The organism is Actinomadura sp. GC306, assembly GCF_004348665.1.
Lineage (GTDB): Bacteria > Actinomycetota > Actinomycetes > Streptosporangiales > Streptosporangiaceae > Spirillospora.
In genome coordinates this window covers 15,540-30,117 of record NZ_SMKM01000050.1, presented here as the reverse complement: position 1 = coordinate 30,117, position 14,578 = coordinate 15,540, and the positions used below count along the sequence as shown (strand labels likewise).

Annotated in this window: 9 protein-coding genes; 5 read left to right on the top strand and 4 right to left on the bottom strand. The window is 69.9% G+C overall.

The genetic code is table 11. The annotated features are described in order from the left end of the window. Window positions 1–649, top strand: a 649-nt coding sequence (locus tag E1200_RS10360) for a DNA alkylation repair protein (RefSeq protein WP_131951608.1), incomplete at its 5' end; no start/stop codon positions are given. Here the strand turns inward: E1200_RS10360 and E1200_RS10355 are convergent. Further along, on the bottom strand, window positions 637–1,572 hold the full coding sequence (locus E1200_RS10355; protein ID WP_243708461.1) for a zinc metalloprotease: 936 nt from the start codon (window positions 1,570–1,572) through the stop codon (window positions 637–639). The two genes, E1200_RS10360 and E1200_RS10355, sit on opposite strands and share 13 nt — an antisense overlap. A gap of 217 nt (window positions 1,573–1,789) precedes the next feature. Between E1200_RS10355 and guaA the strand changes: the two genes are divergently transcribed. Beyond that, complete coding sequence (gene guaA, locus E1200_RS10350; RefSeq protein WP_131951615.1) at window positions 1,790–3,397, top strand: glutamine-hydrolyzing GMP synthase; 1,608 nt, start codon at window positions 1,790–1,792, stop codon at window positions 3,395–3,397. Between the two features lie 70 nt (window positions 3,398–3,467). On the opposite strand, the gene E1200_RS10345 is transcribed toward guaA, so the two are convergent. The 3 genes from E1200_RS10345 to E1200_RS10335 all read right to left on the bottom strand — a co-directional run bounded on the left by E1200_RS10345 (window position 3,468) and on the right by E1200_RS10335 (window position 6,322). Then, the gene (locus E1200_RS10345) at window positions 3,468–4,010 is read right to left on the bottom strand and encodes a carboxymuconolactone decarboxylase family protein (protein WP_131951607.1); all 543 of its coding nucleotides are present in this window, start codon (window positions 4,008–4,010) and stop codon (window positions 3,468–3,470) included. 128 nt (window positions 4,011–4,138) lie between these two features. Next, entirely contained in the window at window positions 4,139–4,693 is a 555-nt protein-coding gene (locus tag E1200_RS10340; RefSeq protein WP_131951606.1) for a peroxiredoxin, read from the bottom strand. Between the two features lie 333 nt (window positions 4,694–5,026). Then, window positions 5,027–6,322 carry a serine/threonine-protein kinase gene (locus E1200_RS10335; RefSeq protein WP_243708460.1) on the bottom strand — a complete coding sequence of 432 codons (1,296 nt, stop codon included), beginning with the start codon at window positions 6,320–6,322 and terminating at the stop codon, window positions 5,027–5,029. Window positions 6,323–6,435: 113 nt separating this feature from the next. On the opposite strand from E1200_RS10335, the gene E1200_RS10330 reads away from it, so the two are divergent. The 3 genes from E1200_RS10330 (at window position 6,436) to E1200_RS10320 (ending at window position 14,558) form a co-directional block, all read left to right on the top strand. Continuing rightward, the gene (locus tag E1200_RS10330) at window positions 6,436–7,362 is read left to right on the top strand and encodes a hydrogen peroxide-inducible genes activator (RefSeq protein ID WP_131951605.1); all 927 of its coding nucleotides are present in this window, start codon (window positions 6,436–6,438) and stop codon (window positions 7,360–7,362) included. Window positions 7,363–7,505: 143 nt separating this feature from the next. After that, entirely contained in the window at window positions 7,506–10,949 is a 3,444-nt protein-coding gene (locus tag E1200_RS10325; RefSeq protein ID WP_131951604.1) for a bifunctional glycosyltransferase family 2 protein/CDP-glycerol:glycerophosphate glycerophosphotransferase, read from the top strand. Between the two features lie 21 nt (window positions 10,950–10,970). Continuing rightward, a complete protein-coding gene (locus E1200_RS10320; protein ID WP_131951603.1) occupies window positions 10,971–14,558 on the top strand; it encodes a bifunctional glycosyltransferase family 2 protein/CDP-glycerol:glycerophosphate glycerophosphotransferase in 3,588 nt (1,195 codons plus the stop codon). The last annotated feature ends 20 nt before the right edge of the window (window positions 14,559–14,578 follow it).

Here is a 14,578-nt window from a genome sequence, read left to right as displayed (position 1 = left end):
GTATCTGAAGAGCGACTTCGTGCATGTCGGGGTGCCGGTGCCCGTGGTGCGCAAGGTCGCCGTTTCGGCGGTGAAGGACGCGGTCGCGCGGGAGGAGTTGCTCGCGCTCGCCGAGGCGCTATGGGGTGTCACGGAGGGCGGGCGGCCGGTCCATGAGGCTCGGGTGGCGGCCATCGAGGTGCTCGTCAGGCGGCTGGCGTTGCTGGAGCCCGGGGACGTGGCGGTGGCTGAGCGGTTCGTGCGGGACTCTGCCAGTTGGGTCTATGTGGACAACCTCGCGGAGAAGGTCGTTGGCAGGTTGGTGATCCGGTACCCGGAGCTGGGGGCGGTGCTGGACGCGTGGGCAGGCGATCCCTACATGTGGATACGGCGCACGGCGATGTTGGCTCTTCTCGCGGGTGTGCGGAGTGGAGAGCCTGATCTGGGGCGGATCGGCCAGTTCGGGGACGTGTTGATCGGCGAGCGTGAGTTCTTCATCCGCAAGGCCCTCGGGTGGGTGCTGCGGGAGCTGTCCAAGAAGGATCCGGGCTGGGTCACGGAGTGGGTGGAACCCAGGGTCGGGGTCATCTCGGGTGTGACGATCCGGGAGGCCGTCCGGCATCTTCCTGAGAAGGACGCCGGACGGCTCCTGGCGGCTCAGCGGCGGTAGGCCGTCCACACCTTGTGTATGCGGGCGCCCTGGCCGGCGGTGAAGGACGTCATGCACGTGTCGTAGCTGTAGTCCATGTAATTGTGCACGGGGTCGGCGCCTGGGGCCGGGCAGGTGTCCTTGCCGGTCGGGCAGCCGTTCGTGGGGTCGCGCTCTGCCGGGGTGTCGGCGACCCGGTCGCCCTCGCCCAGGCAGCCCTCCTGGAACGTGTGGTAGAGCCCGAGCCAGTGGCCGACCTCGTGCGTCGCGCTGAATCCCCTGTTGTAGTTCGGGATGTGGCCGCCCGGCATGCTGCCGTAGTGGATCGTGACACCGTCCATCGTGGGCTCGGACTCGTACTTCCAGGGGAACGTCGACCAGCCGAGCAGTTCCCCGCCCATGTTGCCGCTGTAGAGGTTCAGCGTGGACTTGCCGCCCTTGCGCAACCTCGGCTTGTACGTCTTCTCGTAGCGTTCCGGGTCGTTGAACCAGGCCGCGTTGTCCGTACGGGTCACTTCGCTGAGTGTGAAGGAGACCTGCGTGTCCGCTCCGCCGTTCCGGCCGCCGTAGGAGTCGTTCAGCGTCTTGATCTGGCGCTGGATCAGTGCGTTGGACACGTTGCCCTTGGCGCCGCTGTGCAGGACGTGGAAGTAGACCGGAATGCTGATCTGCTCGGCGGTGCGGAAATTCTCTCCCGTCGGCCCACCGGCCAGGCCCAGGGAGTGCAGGATCTCGTTGAGGCGTTGCTCTACTGTGGCGGCCTCCGCGGGGGTCAGCTCGTTGCGGTCCCCGTGGGGGCGGCGGTGCCGTGCGTCGGCGTGCTCGTGCTTGCAGTCGTCCAGATGCGAAACCTCCGCGGACGCGCTGGCCGGTGCGGGCGACGTGGGTGCGGCCAGGGCCGGGACGAACGCGGCGATCAGGGCGGCGGCTGCGAGCAACTTCACGGCACTCCTATGGAGGACGCTTGCGGACGGGAGCCATGTGAACACAGGGCGTCATCAAGAGGTATCAGAGTGACGTCGTGGCAGGAGTGTGGTCGAGGTAAATGGAAGCCGACCGTTATCGGTCGATTGCCCATCGTGACGGACGGGTTGGGTGTGCAGCGGTGCAGGGCATCGCTCCCCGTAGACTGGTGGGACCCTTCCGGCCGTGCGAAAGGCTTTGTTGGTGGCCGCAGACCAGTCCTTTGACACCGTTCTCGTCGTCGACTTCGGCGCGCAGTACGCGCAGCTCATAGCGAGGCGCGTCCGCGAGTGCCATGTCTACAGCGAGATAGTGCCGTCCACCATGCCGGCCGGCGAGATGCTCGCCAGGCGGCCGAAAGCGATCATTCTGTCCGGCGGCCCTGCGTCGGTGTACGCGGAGGGTGCTCCGATCGTCCCGGACGGGCTGTTCGACCTGGGGGTGCCCACGCTCGGCATCTGCTACGGCCACCAGGTGATGGCCCAGGCCCTGGGCGGGACGGTCGAGAACTCCGATGTCGCCGAGTACGGCGGCACCACCGTGACCGTCGCGTCGCCCGGCATGCTGTTCGCGGGCCTGCCGCATGAGCAGGCGGTGTGGATGTCGCACCGCGACTACGTCAGCCGCGCCCCGTCGGGCTTCACCGTCACGGCCTCCACGGACGTGACCCCCGTCGCGGGCATGGAGGACCTTGAGCGCGGCTTCTTCGGCGTCCAGTTCCACCCGGAGGTCATGCACACCGAGCAGGGGATGGAGCTGCTGCGCCGCTTCCTGTACGAGGGTGCCGGCTGCCGTCCGAACTGGACGATGGTGAACATCGCGGACGAGTCGATCGCGGCCGTCCGGGAGCGGGTGGGGCACAAGCGGGCGATCTGCGGGCTGTCCGGCGGCGTCGACTCGGCCGTCGCCGCCGCACTGGTCCAGCGCGCCATCGGCGACCGGCTGACCTGCGTGTTCGTCGACCACGGCCTGCTGCGCAAGGGCGAGCCGGAACAGGTCGAGAAGGACTTCGTCGCCGCCACCGGCGTGAACCTGCACGTCGTGGAGGCCCAGGAGCGCTTCCTCGCCGCTCTCGACGGGGTCACCGACCCCGAGGAGAAGCGCAAGATCATCGGCCGGGAGTTCATCCGGGTCTTCGAGGAGGCGGCCCGCGAGATCGTCGAGGGCACCTCTGCGGCGGCCCCCCGGGAAGGCTCGCCGGAGGCGGACGAGCCCGTCGAGTTCCTCGTCCAGGGCACCCTCTACCCGGACGTCGTCGAATCGGGCGGCGGCACGGGCGCGGCCAACATCAAGTCGCACCACAATGTCGGCGGCCTCCCCGACGACCTCCAGTTCAAGCTCATCGAGCCGCTGCGGAGCCTGTTCAAGGACGAGGTCCGCGCCCTCGGCGAACAGCTCGGCCTGCCGTCCGAGATCGTGTGGCGCCAGCCGTTCCCCGGTCCTGGTCTCGGTATCCGCATCATCGGTGCCGTCACCCGCGAGCGCTTGGACATCCTCCGCGACGCGGACGCCATCGCACGCGAGGAGCTGACGAACGCCGGACTCGACCGCGACATCTGGCAGTTCCCCGTGGTCCTCTTGGCGGACGTCCGGTCCGTGGGGGTCCAGGGTGACGGACGCACGTACGGCCACCCCATCGTGCTCCGTCCCGTCACCAGTGAGGACGCGATGACCGCCGACTGGGCGCGGCTTCCCTACGAGGTCCTGCAGCGCATCTCCACGCGCATCACGAACGAGGTCCGCGAGATCAACCGGGTCACCGTGGACATCACGTCCAAGCCCCCCGGCACCATCGAATGGGAGTGACCGTCCGCCTGTGACGGCGTGAGGCCCGGGTGCTCGTCGCACCCGGGCCTCACGTATGCGGCGGTGTCGCTCAGACGCCGGCGGGCGCCAGGGCGGCCTCGGCCTCCAGGGTCGCGGCCGCCGCGTTGACGACCGCGGCGATCCGCAGGGCCTCCTGCACCAGCTCGCGGGACAGGCCGGCCTCCCGGACGACCTTCTCGTGCGACTCCAGGCACCGCCCGCAGCCGTTGATCGCCGACACGGCCAGGCACCACAGCTCGAAGTCGACCTTGTCCACGCCGGGCTTCCCGATGATCGACATCCGGAGCTTGGCGGGCAGCGTGGCGTAGGTGTCGTCCCCGATCAGGTGGGTGGCGCGGTAGTACACGTTGTTCATCGCCATGATCGACGCGGCGCCCTTGGCCGCCTCGAACGCCTCCGCGGACAGGTAGTCGCCGGCCTCCTCGGCCAGTTCGCGGATGACGGTGGCGCTCCGGGTGGTGAAGGCGCAGGCCAGCACCGCCCCCCAGAGCTGCTGGTCGGTGAGCTGCGAGGTGGACGTCAGCGAGCCCAGGTTGAGCTTGGTGTCCTTGGCGTAGGCGGGCAGGGCGCTCTTCAGGGCGTCAACGCTCATGATCATGTGTCCTTTCCTGCGGACGGCCGGCCGCGCCCGGCGGCCGGCCGCGGCGTCGGCCGCCCGGCGCCGCGGCCGTCGCCCGGCGGATGGGGAGGGAACGTTCCAACGCGGTGCGGCGCGGTGGGTCAGACCCCGGCCAGCAGCTTGGTGGCGTCGAGGGTCTCCTCGCCCTTGTTCCAGTTGCAGGGGCACAGCTCGTCGCTCTGGAGGGCGTCCAGGACCCGCAGGACCTCCTTGACGTTCCGGCCGACCGAACCGGCGGTCACCATGGCGAACTGGATCTCGTTGTTGGGGTCGACGATGAACGTCGCACGCTGCGCCACGCCGTCCTCGGTGAGGATGCCGAGCGCGGACGACAGGTCGCGGTTGAGGTCCGCCATCATCGGGAACGGGATCTCGCGAAGGTCCGGGTGGTCCTTGCGCCAGGCGAAGTGGACGAACTCGTTGTCGACGGACGCGCCCAGCACTTGGGCGTCGCGGTCGGCGAAGTCCTCGTTGAGGCGGCCGAACTCGGCGATCTCGGTGGGACAGACGAAAGTGAAGTCCTTGGGCCAGAAGAACACCACGCGCCACTTGCCCTCGTAGGACTTGTGGTTGATCGTCTCGAACGCGTTGTCCGGGTCCAGCGAGACGCAGGCGGTGAGCTCGTACTCGGGGAACTGGTCACCGACAGTAAGCACGCATGCTCCTTCGTCACGAGAATGTGGCCTCCGCGCAGGAGGCATGGGATGGCCGCGGGGTTTCCGCCTCGGCGGCCGATGTCACTCAGCGTGCCGTAACGGTGTTGAGAAGAGAAATCGATGTATCGCAATCGATTGATAGAGGTCCCTTATCAATCACCAGGAAATCGTGCTGGCCAGCAATGATGCGGAACTCCCCTGGCGATGGCCCGGCGCAGGGTAGATGTAAATCACATCGACCCACCCAAAACCGGCATCACCCTCCGTAGCGGGCAAGGGTAGACCACCTCCGCCCCCGGTCCGGCAAGAAGGCGTTCGCTCCGGCGGTGCACCTCATCGCGGGGCACGGACGAAGACCCTGAGCAGGAGCCGGTCGTCGCTCTGGACAATTCGCGCGCCGGTCAAAGAAGGTGAGGCGACCGAGATGAGGCAGCCTTCGCGGGTGCCGCAATCTGCCATCTCAGCGGGTGGATATACCACGCGAACGCCATTCTGTGCCGCGAGCCACTGCATGGTGGCCGTGACTCTTCCGGCGACGTCGCATTTCTCGGTGCCGGGGCACAGTTCGTACGTCACCGCCAGCTCGCCCGTCGCGACCTCGTCCATGGACTTCTCCGGGCCAGGAGGTTCCGTCAGTGCCCGGTAGGCGTCCCTGGCGGCCTGGTCGCGTTCCGCGTCGCTTCGCAGCTTGAACGCTGACACCGCGACGGCCGCGGTCAGGGCGAGCGCCACCGCGACGGCCGTCGCGATGAGGACGGGACGTCCGCGCCGCCGCCGCGGCGGCGCGGGGCCGGCGGCCGGGGCGGGCGCCACGGCGGGCTCCTGGGCGAGATGGGCGAGCCCGGCTCGGAGTTGCTCGCCGGTCGGGCGCCGGTCCGCGTCGCGTTGCAGCAGCGCCATGATCGTGGGCCCGAGTGCTCCCGCGCGGACGGCGGGCGGCGGATCCTCCGTCGCGATGGCGACGAAGACCGCTCCGGTGTTCGCGCCGTCGAAGGGGGGCCGGCCCTCCACCGCCGCGTACAGGGTGGCGCCGAGCGACCACAGGTCGGAGGCGGGGCCGGCCTCCAGGCCGCGCACCTGCTCGGGCGACATGAAGGCAGGGGTGCCGATGACCGCACCCGTCCGGGTCAGGGTCGCGTCGCCGTCGACGGCTGCGATCCCGAAGTCGGTCAGGACGACGCGCTGGCTCTCCAGCAGCACGTTGGCCGGTTTGACGTCCCGGTGCGTGATTCCCGCCCGGTGGGCCGCGCGAAGAGCGTCCAGCACCTGAAGGCCGATCTGCGCGACCCGGTGAGGTGGCAGCGGCCCCTCCGCTTCGACCAGGTCCGCCAGGGAGCGCCCGTGCACCAGCTCCATGACGATCCAGGGACGGCCGTCCTCGCCGGTGATCCGGTCGTGGACGGTGACGATGCCCGGATGCTTGAGCCTGGCGGCCGCACGGGCCTCGCGGTCCAGCCGCGCGCTCCAGGTCCGGCGCTGCTCCTCGGTCAGTCGCTCGGGCAGGCGCAGCTCCTTGACCGCCACTTCGCGGTCGAGCCGCTCGTCGCGGGCATGCCAGACGGCGCCCATTCCGCCCCGGCCCAGCAGCGACGTCAGCCGATAGCGGCCTGCCAGCAGATGATCGTCCACGGCCCGACCCTATTGCGCGGATATAGGGGGCATGCACTGTGGGGAACGCCACCCTTCCATGACCTGCGTTTTGTCACTGTGAGTAATTGTGGGCCGGTACCATTCCGGCCGGGATGGCGATCAACAGACCGACGGTGGCGCAGTTGCGGGCGTTCTCCGCACTGGCGGAGCATCTGCATTTCCGGGATGCGGCCGCCGCGCTGCGGATGAGCCAGCCCGCGTTGTCGGGCGCGGTGGCCGCGCTGGAGGAGAGCCTCGGGACGCGGCTGGTCGAGCGAACGACGCGAAAGGTTCTACTCACGCCCGCCGGGGAGCGTGTCGCACGGCGGGCGGAGGTCATCCTGGCGGAACTGGACCGGCTCGTAGAGGACGTGAGGGCCGCCCAGGGGCCGCTCGTGGGGCAGCTCCGGGTGGGGGTCATCCCGACCGTCGCGCCCTATCTGCTGCCTGTCGTGCTGCCACGGCTCGCCAAGGAGTTCCCGACACTGGAGCTTTCGGTGCGTGAGGAGAAGACCGCGCACATCGTCGCCGAGCTGCTGGCCGGGCGGCTGGACGTGGTGCTGCTTGCCCTACCCGTGGCCACGGCCGGTGTGACGGAGGTCGTCCTTTACGACGAGGACTTCGTGCTCGTCGCTCCGGCGGAGTTCGAGGTAGAAGGCGAGGTCTCGCGAGAAGCGCTGAGCGACCTGGACGTGATTCTGCTCAACGAGGGGCACTGCATGCGGGATCAGACCTTGGACGTGTGCCGTGACGTAGGGGCACGCGCCGCCGCCACCTATGCCACGAGTCTCGCGACGCTCGTCCAGCTCGTGTCGGGCGGCCTCGGGGTGACGCTTGTCCCGGAGACCGCGTTGGAGGTGGAGACGCGCCGGGCGCCGGACCTGCGCGCGCACCGGTTCGCGGCGCCCGCGCCGTATCGCAGGATCGGGCTCGGGTTCCGCTCGACGTCCCCGCGCGCGCACGAGTTCGAGGTCCTGGCCGCCAGCCTCCGTGCAGCGGTCGCCGAATCGGGGACGGCGCCGGGCGTACGTCCCGCGTAGGGCCGCCCGGGTGAAGGTCAGCGGACCGTAAACGCGTACCCACGCGAGGTCAAGTCTGGTTCAGGGGACGGCCTTGCAATCGCGATGCGTGTTCGCGTGATGGCGCGTTGTCATCATGCTCGGTGGGGCGAGGAGGAGGCCCCATGTCCCCGAAGCTCAGCGTCGTCGTGCCGTTCTGCAACACCGAGGAGTTCTTGCGGGAGTGCCTGGAGTCGCTGGCCGGTCAGACGCTGCGCGACCTTGAGGTGATCATGGTGGACGACGGGTCCACCGACAACGGCGCCGTGATCGCCAAGGAGATGTGCGCGCGGGATCCGCGGTTCCGGCTCGTGACGCGGGACAACGAGGGCCCCGGCGCGGCGCGCAACGCGGGGGTGCTGCAGGCGCGGGGGGAGTACCTCACGTTCGCCGACGCCGACGACGTGGTCGACCGCGAAGCCTACGCGCGGCTGGTCGGCTCCCTGGAGCGGACGGGGTCCGACCTCGCGGCGGGCAACGTCATGCGGATCGACGAGGACCGCAAATGGCAGTCGCCCCTGCACGAGGGTGTGTTCGCCGAGTCCAGTGCCAAGACGCACGTGTCGTCCAAGCCGGTGCTCATGCGCGACAGGACGCCCTGGAACAAGGTGTACCGGCGTGACTTCTGGCTGCGGGTGGGCCTGGAGTTCCCCACCGGCTTCTACGAGGACCCACCGGTCACCGTGCGCGCGCACGCGCTGGCCCGCTCCGTGGACGTCCTGAAGGACACGGTCTACTACTGGCGTAAGCGGCCGGGCTCCATCACCGAGGACCGCTACGACTGGGACAACATCACCCAGCGTCTGGCGTCCGCGCGTCTACTTCGTGACGCCCTCGCCGACTATGCGCCCAACCTCCTGCACGCCTACGACGAGCACGCCCTGGTGGAGATAGAGCTCCACACCCTGTTCGAGGCGCTGCCAAGGACGCAGGAGGCGCACCGCGAGGAACTCGTGACGATGGGCGCGGACCTAGCGCGGCACATCGGCCAGCGGGTGCTGAAGCGGCTCCCCGCCATGACACGCCTCCAGGTCCACCTCCTCTCCCGCCGCATGCTGCCCGAGCTGCTGGAGGTGATGCAGTACGCGCATCTCCGCAAGGCGGTGGACGCGCCCAGGGTGCGGCGGGGCATGCGCCACCGCTGGTACGCGGAGTTCCCGTTCTTCGAGGACGAGGAGCGGGCCGTTCCCCTGCACGTGTACGACGTGACCGACGAACTGACGCCGGTCGCCGCCATCGACCGGGCCACGTGGGTGGACGGACGGCTCCGCCTAGAGGGCCACGCCTACATCCGGCACCTGGACTCCTCGACCGAAGACGGTTCGCGCATCCGCGTGTGGCTGGTGGCGGCGAACCGGTGCGGGCTGCTGCGAGTACCCGTGACTCGGGTACGCAGGCCGGACGTCACCGCACGGTCGCGGCAGTCCGCGGTCTCCTACGACTGGTCCGGGTTCGTCGCGGACATCGACCCGGCGTCGCTGAAGGTGCTCGGCCGCTGGCGGGACATCGACTGGGTGCCGTGCGTCGAGATCGTCAACCGGGGGCTGCGCCGCCGGTCCACGTTCGGGAACCCGCGGCTGACCGGCCGCCAGTGGCCGGACGACCGGGAGTGCGCGCCGGGCGTGCTCGTCCAGGGCGTGGCGGGCAGGCACCGGTTCGTGGTGCAGGTGCGGCGGACGCAGGCGGCGGTCATCGGCGGCCATCTGGAGCGCGGTGACCTGTGCCTGGACGGGTGGAGCCGCACCCCGCTCGGCGACGAGCCGACCGTCGTGGCCGTCCCGCGGACGGGCCGCGGCACGGTCACCGGGCGGGTCGAGCCGGCCGGGAACGGCGCGTTCCGGGCCAGGCTGCCGGTCGGCGGGCTGGCCAGGCGCCCCGGCGAGTGGGACGTCGCCCTGCCGGGCGAGGTCAAGCCGTACCTGGACGAGGACCCCGCGGGCGCCGCGTTCCTCGTTCCGGGCGGGGAAGTGGAACTCGCCAGGACGAGGCGCAGCACGCTCCGTCTCGTGGTCCGGGGCCGGACCCTGGCCGTGGACGAGGTGTCCTGGACACCCGATGGCGCCCTCCACCTGGCGGGGACGTGCACAGAAGGCGCCGGACGGCCCGACGCTGTGCTCCTCAGGCGCCGGCGGTCGTGCGAGGAGCACACGGTCAAGCTGCTTTGGCAGAACGACCGGTTCACTGCGTCGTTCTCACCGGCGCGTATGCCGGTGCTCGGCCTGTCCCGTCCCCTCATTTCCGGTCGCTGGGACGTCCTCGTTGTCATCGCCGGTCAAGAGCAACCGGTCGTCATCAGACGCCACACCCTCCGCGAGCTACCGGAGCCTTTCGAGGCGGGCCTGCACAGGATCACGGTGCTGGGCCACAAGACGGACCGTTTGCAGGTGCGCGTGGAGACGGCCTTGGACGAGGACGAGCGCGGCCCCTACGCCCAGAGCCGTCTACGGTCCGGGCACTACCGCCGCCATCTGAACCTGCCCGTGCGTGACCTGGCGGTGTTCGACGCCTACCGGGGCCGCCAGTACTCGTGCAACCCGCGCGGCATCTACGACGAGCTCCGGCGACGCGAAACCGACCTGGAGTGCGTGTGGATCACGCAGAACGGCCAGTTCGGCCGGCCGTCGGGTGCGCGGACCGTCCTGGCCGGTACGCGGGAGTACTACGAGGCGCTGGCCCGCGCCCGCTACATCTTCGGTAACTGGTCGCAGAAGGAGTGGTTCGCCAAGCGCGACGACCAGATCTACGTGCAGTGCTGGCACGGGACACCGCTGAAGAAGCTCGGCTACGACATCAAGGAGATGCCGTACAAGCGTCCTCAGGGCCGCGACTGGATGGAGTACGACGTCGCCCACTGGGACCTGCTCCTCGCCCAGAACGCGTTCTCCGTCCCGCTGTTCCGGCGTGCGTTCCGCTATGACGGGCCCGTCTTCGAGAGCGGCTATCCGCGCAACGACATCCTGAACAGCCCGCATCGCGGGGAGATGGCGGCGGCGGTCCGGCGGCGGCTCGGCATCCCGGAGGGCAAGCGGGTCGTGCTGTACGCGCCGACGTGGCGCGACGACTTCGGCTACGCGGTCGGCAGGCGGTCGTTCCGGCTGGAGTTCGACATCGACCGGTTCAGGGCGGCGCTGGGGCACGACCACGTCCTGCTGCTGCGCACCCACTACCTCGTCACGGACCGCCCGAAGCTCCAGCCGGGCGACTGCGTGATGGACGTGTCCTACTACCCCGACATCTCCGAACTGTTCCTCATCAGCGATGTGCTGGTCACGGACTACTCGTCGTCCATGTTCGACTTCGCCGTGACCGGCCGCCCGATGGTGTTCTTCACCTACGACCTGGAGCGCTACCGCGACCACGTGCGCGGTTTCTACTTCGACTTCGACGCGGAGGCCCCCGGGCCGCTCCTGAGCACCTCGCGCGAGGTCATCGAGGCCCTGCGCGAGCCCACCGCGCTCGACGCGGGCTTCCGGGACGCGCGCGCCGCGTTCGCCGCCCGGTACTGCCCGCACGACGACGGCAACGCCGCCTCCCGTGTGCTCGACCGGGTCCTCCAGCCCGCCAACTGACACCCCACCACGGAGCCGCACGTGTCACCCCAGACCAGCTCACCCGAAACCAGCGCGCCCCAGGCTGGCTCGCCTCTGCTCAGCGTCGTCGTCCCCTTCCGCAACGCCGAGGAGCATCTCACCGGCTGCCTGGAGTCCCTCGCACGGCAGACCATGCGCGACATGGAAGTGCTCATGGTGGACGACGGGTCGAGCGACGGCGGGCCGGTCGTCGCCAAGGAGTTCGCCGAACGCGACGATCGTTTCACGCTGATCCAGCCGTCCGGTGGGACGCCGGCAGGGGAGACGGGCGTCGAGCAGGCGAGCGGCCGTTACCTGGCCTTCGTCGACGGCAGGGGCACCCTGCCCCCGTACGCGTACGAGCTGATGGTGGGTTCGCTGGAGGCGTCAGAGGCCGACCTCGCCGGCGGGAACGTCAGGTGCCTGGACGGGACGCAGGTGCGGCAGTCGCCCATGCACACCGTGCCCTACGCGAGGACGCAGAAGGCGACGGACGCGATCCGCCACCCTGCCCTCCTGCAGGACAGGATGGTGTGCAACAAGGTGTTCCGGCGCGAGTTCTGGGACGCCTACGACTTCCAGGTGCCCGCGACCCTCGACACGCCTGCGGCCATGTTGCTCACGGCCATGAAGACCCACGTCCTGGCCTCCTCCGTGGACGTGCTCGACGCGGCCGTCTACTACTGGCGTGAGCGTCCGGGGACGGCGGCGCGGGTGCGGCACGACCCGGCGGACATCACCGAACGGATGGCCACCCACGCGGTGGCCCGGAAGTTCGTCGAGGACAACGCGCCGGAGCTGCTGGCCGTCCACGACATGTACGCGCTGGACTTCGACGTGCGTGCCCTGATCCTCGCCCTGCCCGGGGCCTCCTGGGAGGAACGGGAACGCCTTGTCGAGCTGGGCGCCGAGGTCGTCGCCACCTCCGACAAGTCCGCGGCGGACCGGCTGGCCGCCATCAGGCGGCTGCAGACCCATCTGCTCGGGGAGCGGATGCTGGCCGAACTGCTGGAGGTCCTCCGCTTCGAGGAGGAAGCGGGGCTGCAGGACGTCCCGCTGGTGCGGCGTGGCAGGCTCCGGCAGCGCTGGTACGCCCGGTACCCCTACTTCGACGATGTGGAACGGGCCATCCCGGAGGAGATGTACGACGTCACCGACGAGATGCTCCTGTGGGCGGACGTCGACCGTGTGGAGTGGGACGTCGACACCCTCATCGTTGAGGGCCACGCCTACTTCGACCGGCTCGACGTCTCCGCGGTGACCGATTCCCGTATCCGCGCCTGGATGCGGGACGTCAAGACCGGCAAGGAGATCAGGCTGCCGGTGGAACGGATCCTCTGCACGGAGGCCACAGCCCAGTCCGACCAGACAACGGTGTCCTACGACTGGTCCGGGTTCTCCGTTCGGGTCGAGCCGGAACTCCTGCTGGACGGCGATGAGTGGCGGACGGCCACCTACGAGCTGTACGCCGAGGTGTCGACGGCCGGGCGCAAGGCGGTGCAGCGGCTGACGGCGACGGAGCCGGCGGTGCGGTGGACGGCCGCGCGCCAGGTGGACGAGCACGTCGCGGTCCAGCCGGCGGCGGGCGACGACGACGTGTTCGTCGTGCACGTCAAGCGGGCCAAGGCCGTCCTCACCGGCATGCGGTGCGACGGCGACCGGCTGGAGCTGACCGGCTGGACGAGGCGGGCACTGGGCGCGGGCGCGGCGATGGTCGCGACGCGCAGGCACGGCAGCGCCGAGGTCCGCGGCCGGGTGACGCTGCGGCAGTCCGCCGCGCTGCGCATGGCGGAGGGCACCGGGTTCGACTTCAAGGCGACGCTGCCGCTGAAGGACCTGGTCTCGCCCGTGGACGGCGAGCATGGAGCGGCCTACTGCGCGCACGTCCTGGACGCCGTCGACTGGGACATCAGGCTGACCGGCGAGGGCGGCCCGCTGCGGCTCACCGTCGCGAGCAACGTCCTCCCGGCCCGGTACGCCCTCCCGGCGCCCTCGGGCCCTGGCCGGGAGCTCGCCCTCACCCGCACGGCGTTCGGCAACCTGCGGGGCGTGGAGCGCTGCGCGCGGCCGGTGGTGACGGCGGCGGAGTGGGACGACAACGGGACCCTCACCCTGTTCGGCGACTTCGCGGACCCGGAGGAGCGGCCGGAGCACTTCGTCCTGCGGCGGCACCGTTCGGGCGACCGGCACCGCGTCCCCGTCACCTGGGACGGCCACCGCTTCACCGCCGCGCTCACCCCGGCGACGATCGCCCTGTTCGGGACGGATCTGCCGTTGCGCAGCGGAACCTGGGACCTCCTCGCGCGCACGCGCGCCGGGGAGGTGGCCGTCGTGGTCGAACGCGAGGCCATTCCTGAGCTGCCCGGACGGGAGCAGGTCGCGACGCACGTGTTCGAGGTCGGCGTCCACCAGACCGACGCGCTGGTGCTGTACAGCCGTCCCGCCCTGGACGACGACGAGCGCGGCGGTCACGCGCAGCGGCTCCTCCAGGAGCGCGACTACCCCGTGTACCTGCGCAGCCCCCTCGCGGACGTCGCCGTGTTCGACAGCCACGAGGGCACCCAGTACAGCTGCAACCCCAGGGCCGTCTACGAGGAGCTCACCCGGCGCAATCCGGACCTGGAGTGCGTGTGGGTCTCCCGGGACGGCCAGTTCGCGGTGGACGGCAAGGCCCGCATCGTCCAGGCGGGAAGCCGCGAGCACTACCGCCTCCTCGCGCGCGCCCGTTACGTGGTCACCAACTCCGCGATGCCGCCGTGGTACGTCAAGCGCGACGGCCAGACCTACGTCCAGACCTGGCACGGCACGCCGCTGAAGCGCCTCGCCCACGACCTCAAGGACATGCCGTACCGGCACACCGAACGCCTCGACCGGCTGGAGCGGGAGGTGTCGCGGTGGGATCTGCTGCTGTCCCCGAGCCCGTTCGCCACGCAGATCATGCGCCGCGCCTTCCGGTACGAGGGCGAGGTCCTGGAGACGGGGTATCCGCGCAACGACATCCTGAGCACGCCCGAGTGGGAGAGCATCGGCTCCCGTATCCGCAAGGGCCTCGGCATTCCGGACGGCAAGAAGGTCGTTCTCTACGCACCGACGTGGCGGGACGACCGGCACCACGCGCCAGGCAGTCACGGCTTCTCCCTGGAGCTGGACGTGGAGATCATGCGCCAGTCCCTAGGCGACGACCACGTTCTGCTCCTGCGGACGCACCCGCTCATCACCGACCGGGCCGACACCGCGAGGGACGGCTTCGTCATCGACGTGTCCCGCTACCCGGACATCGCCGACCTGTACATGGCGGCGGACGTGCTCGTCACCGACTACTCGTCCGCGATGTTCGACTACGCGATCCTGGGCCGGCCGATCGTCCTCTACACCTATGACCTGGAGCGCTACCGCGACCATGTGCGCGGCTTCTACGTCGACCTGGAGGCGGAGGCGCCCGGCCCGGTCGTGACGACCTCGGCGGAGGTCGCCGAAGCGGTCGAGCAGGCGCCCGGCAGCGAGGACCGCTACGCCGACGACTACGACCGCTTCTTCGTGAAGTACTGCCCGCACGACGACGGGCAGGCGTCCGCCCGGGTCGTCGACCACGTCTTCGGGACGGAGTGACCCGGAGCCCGGAACCAGCA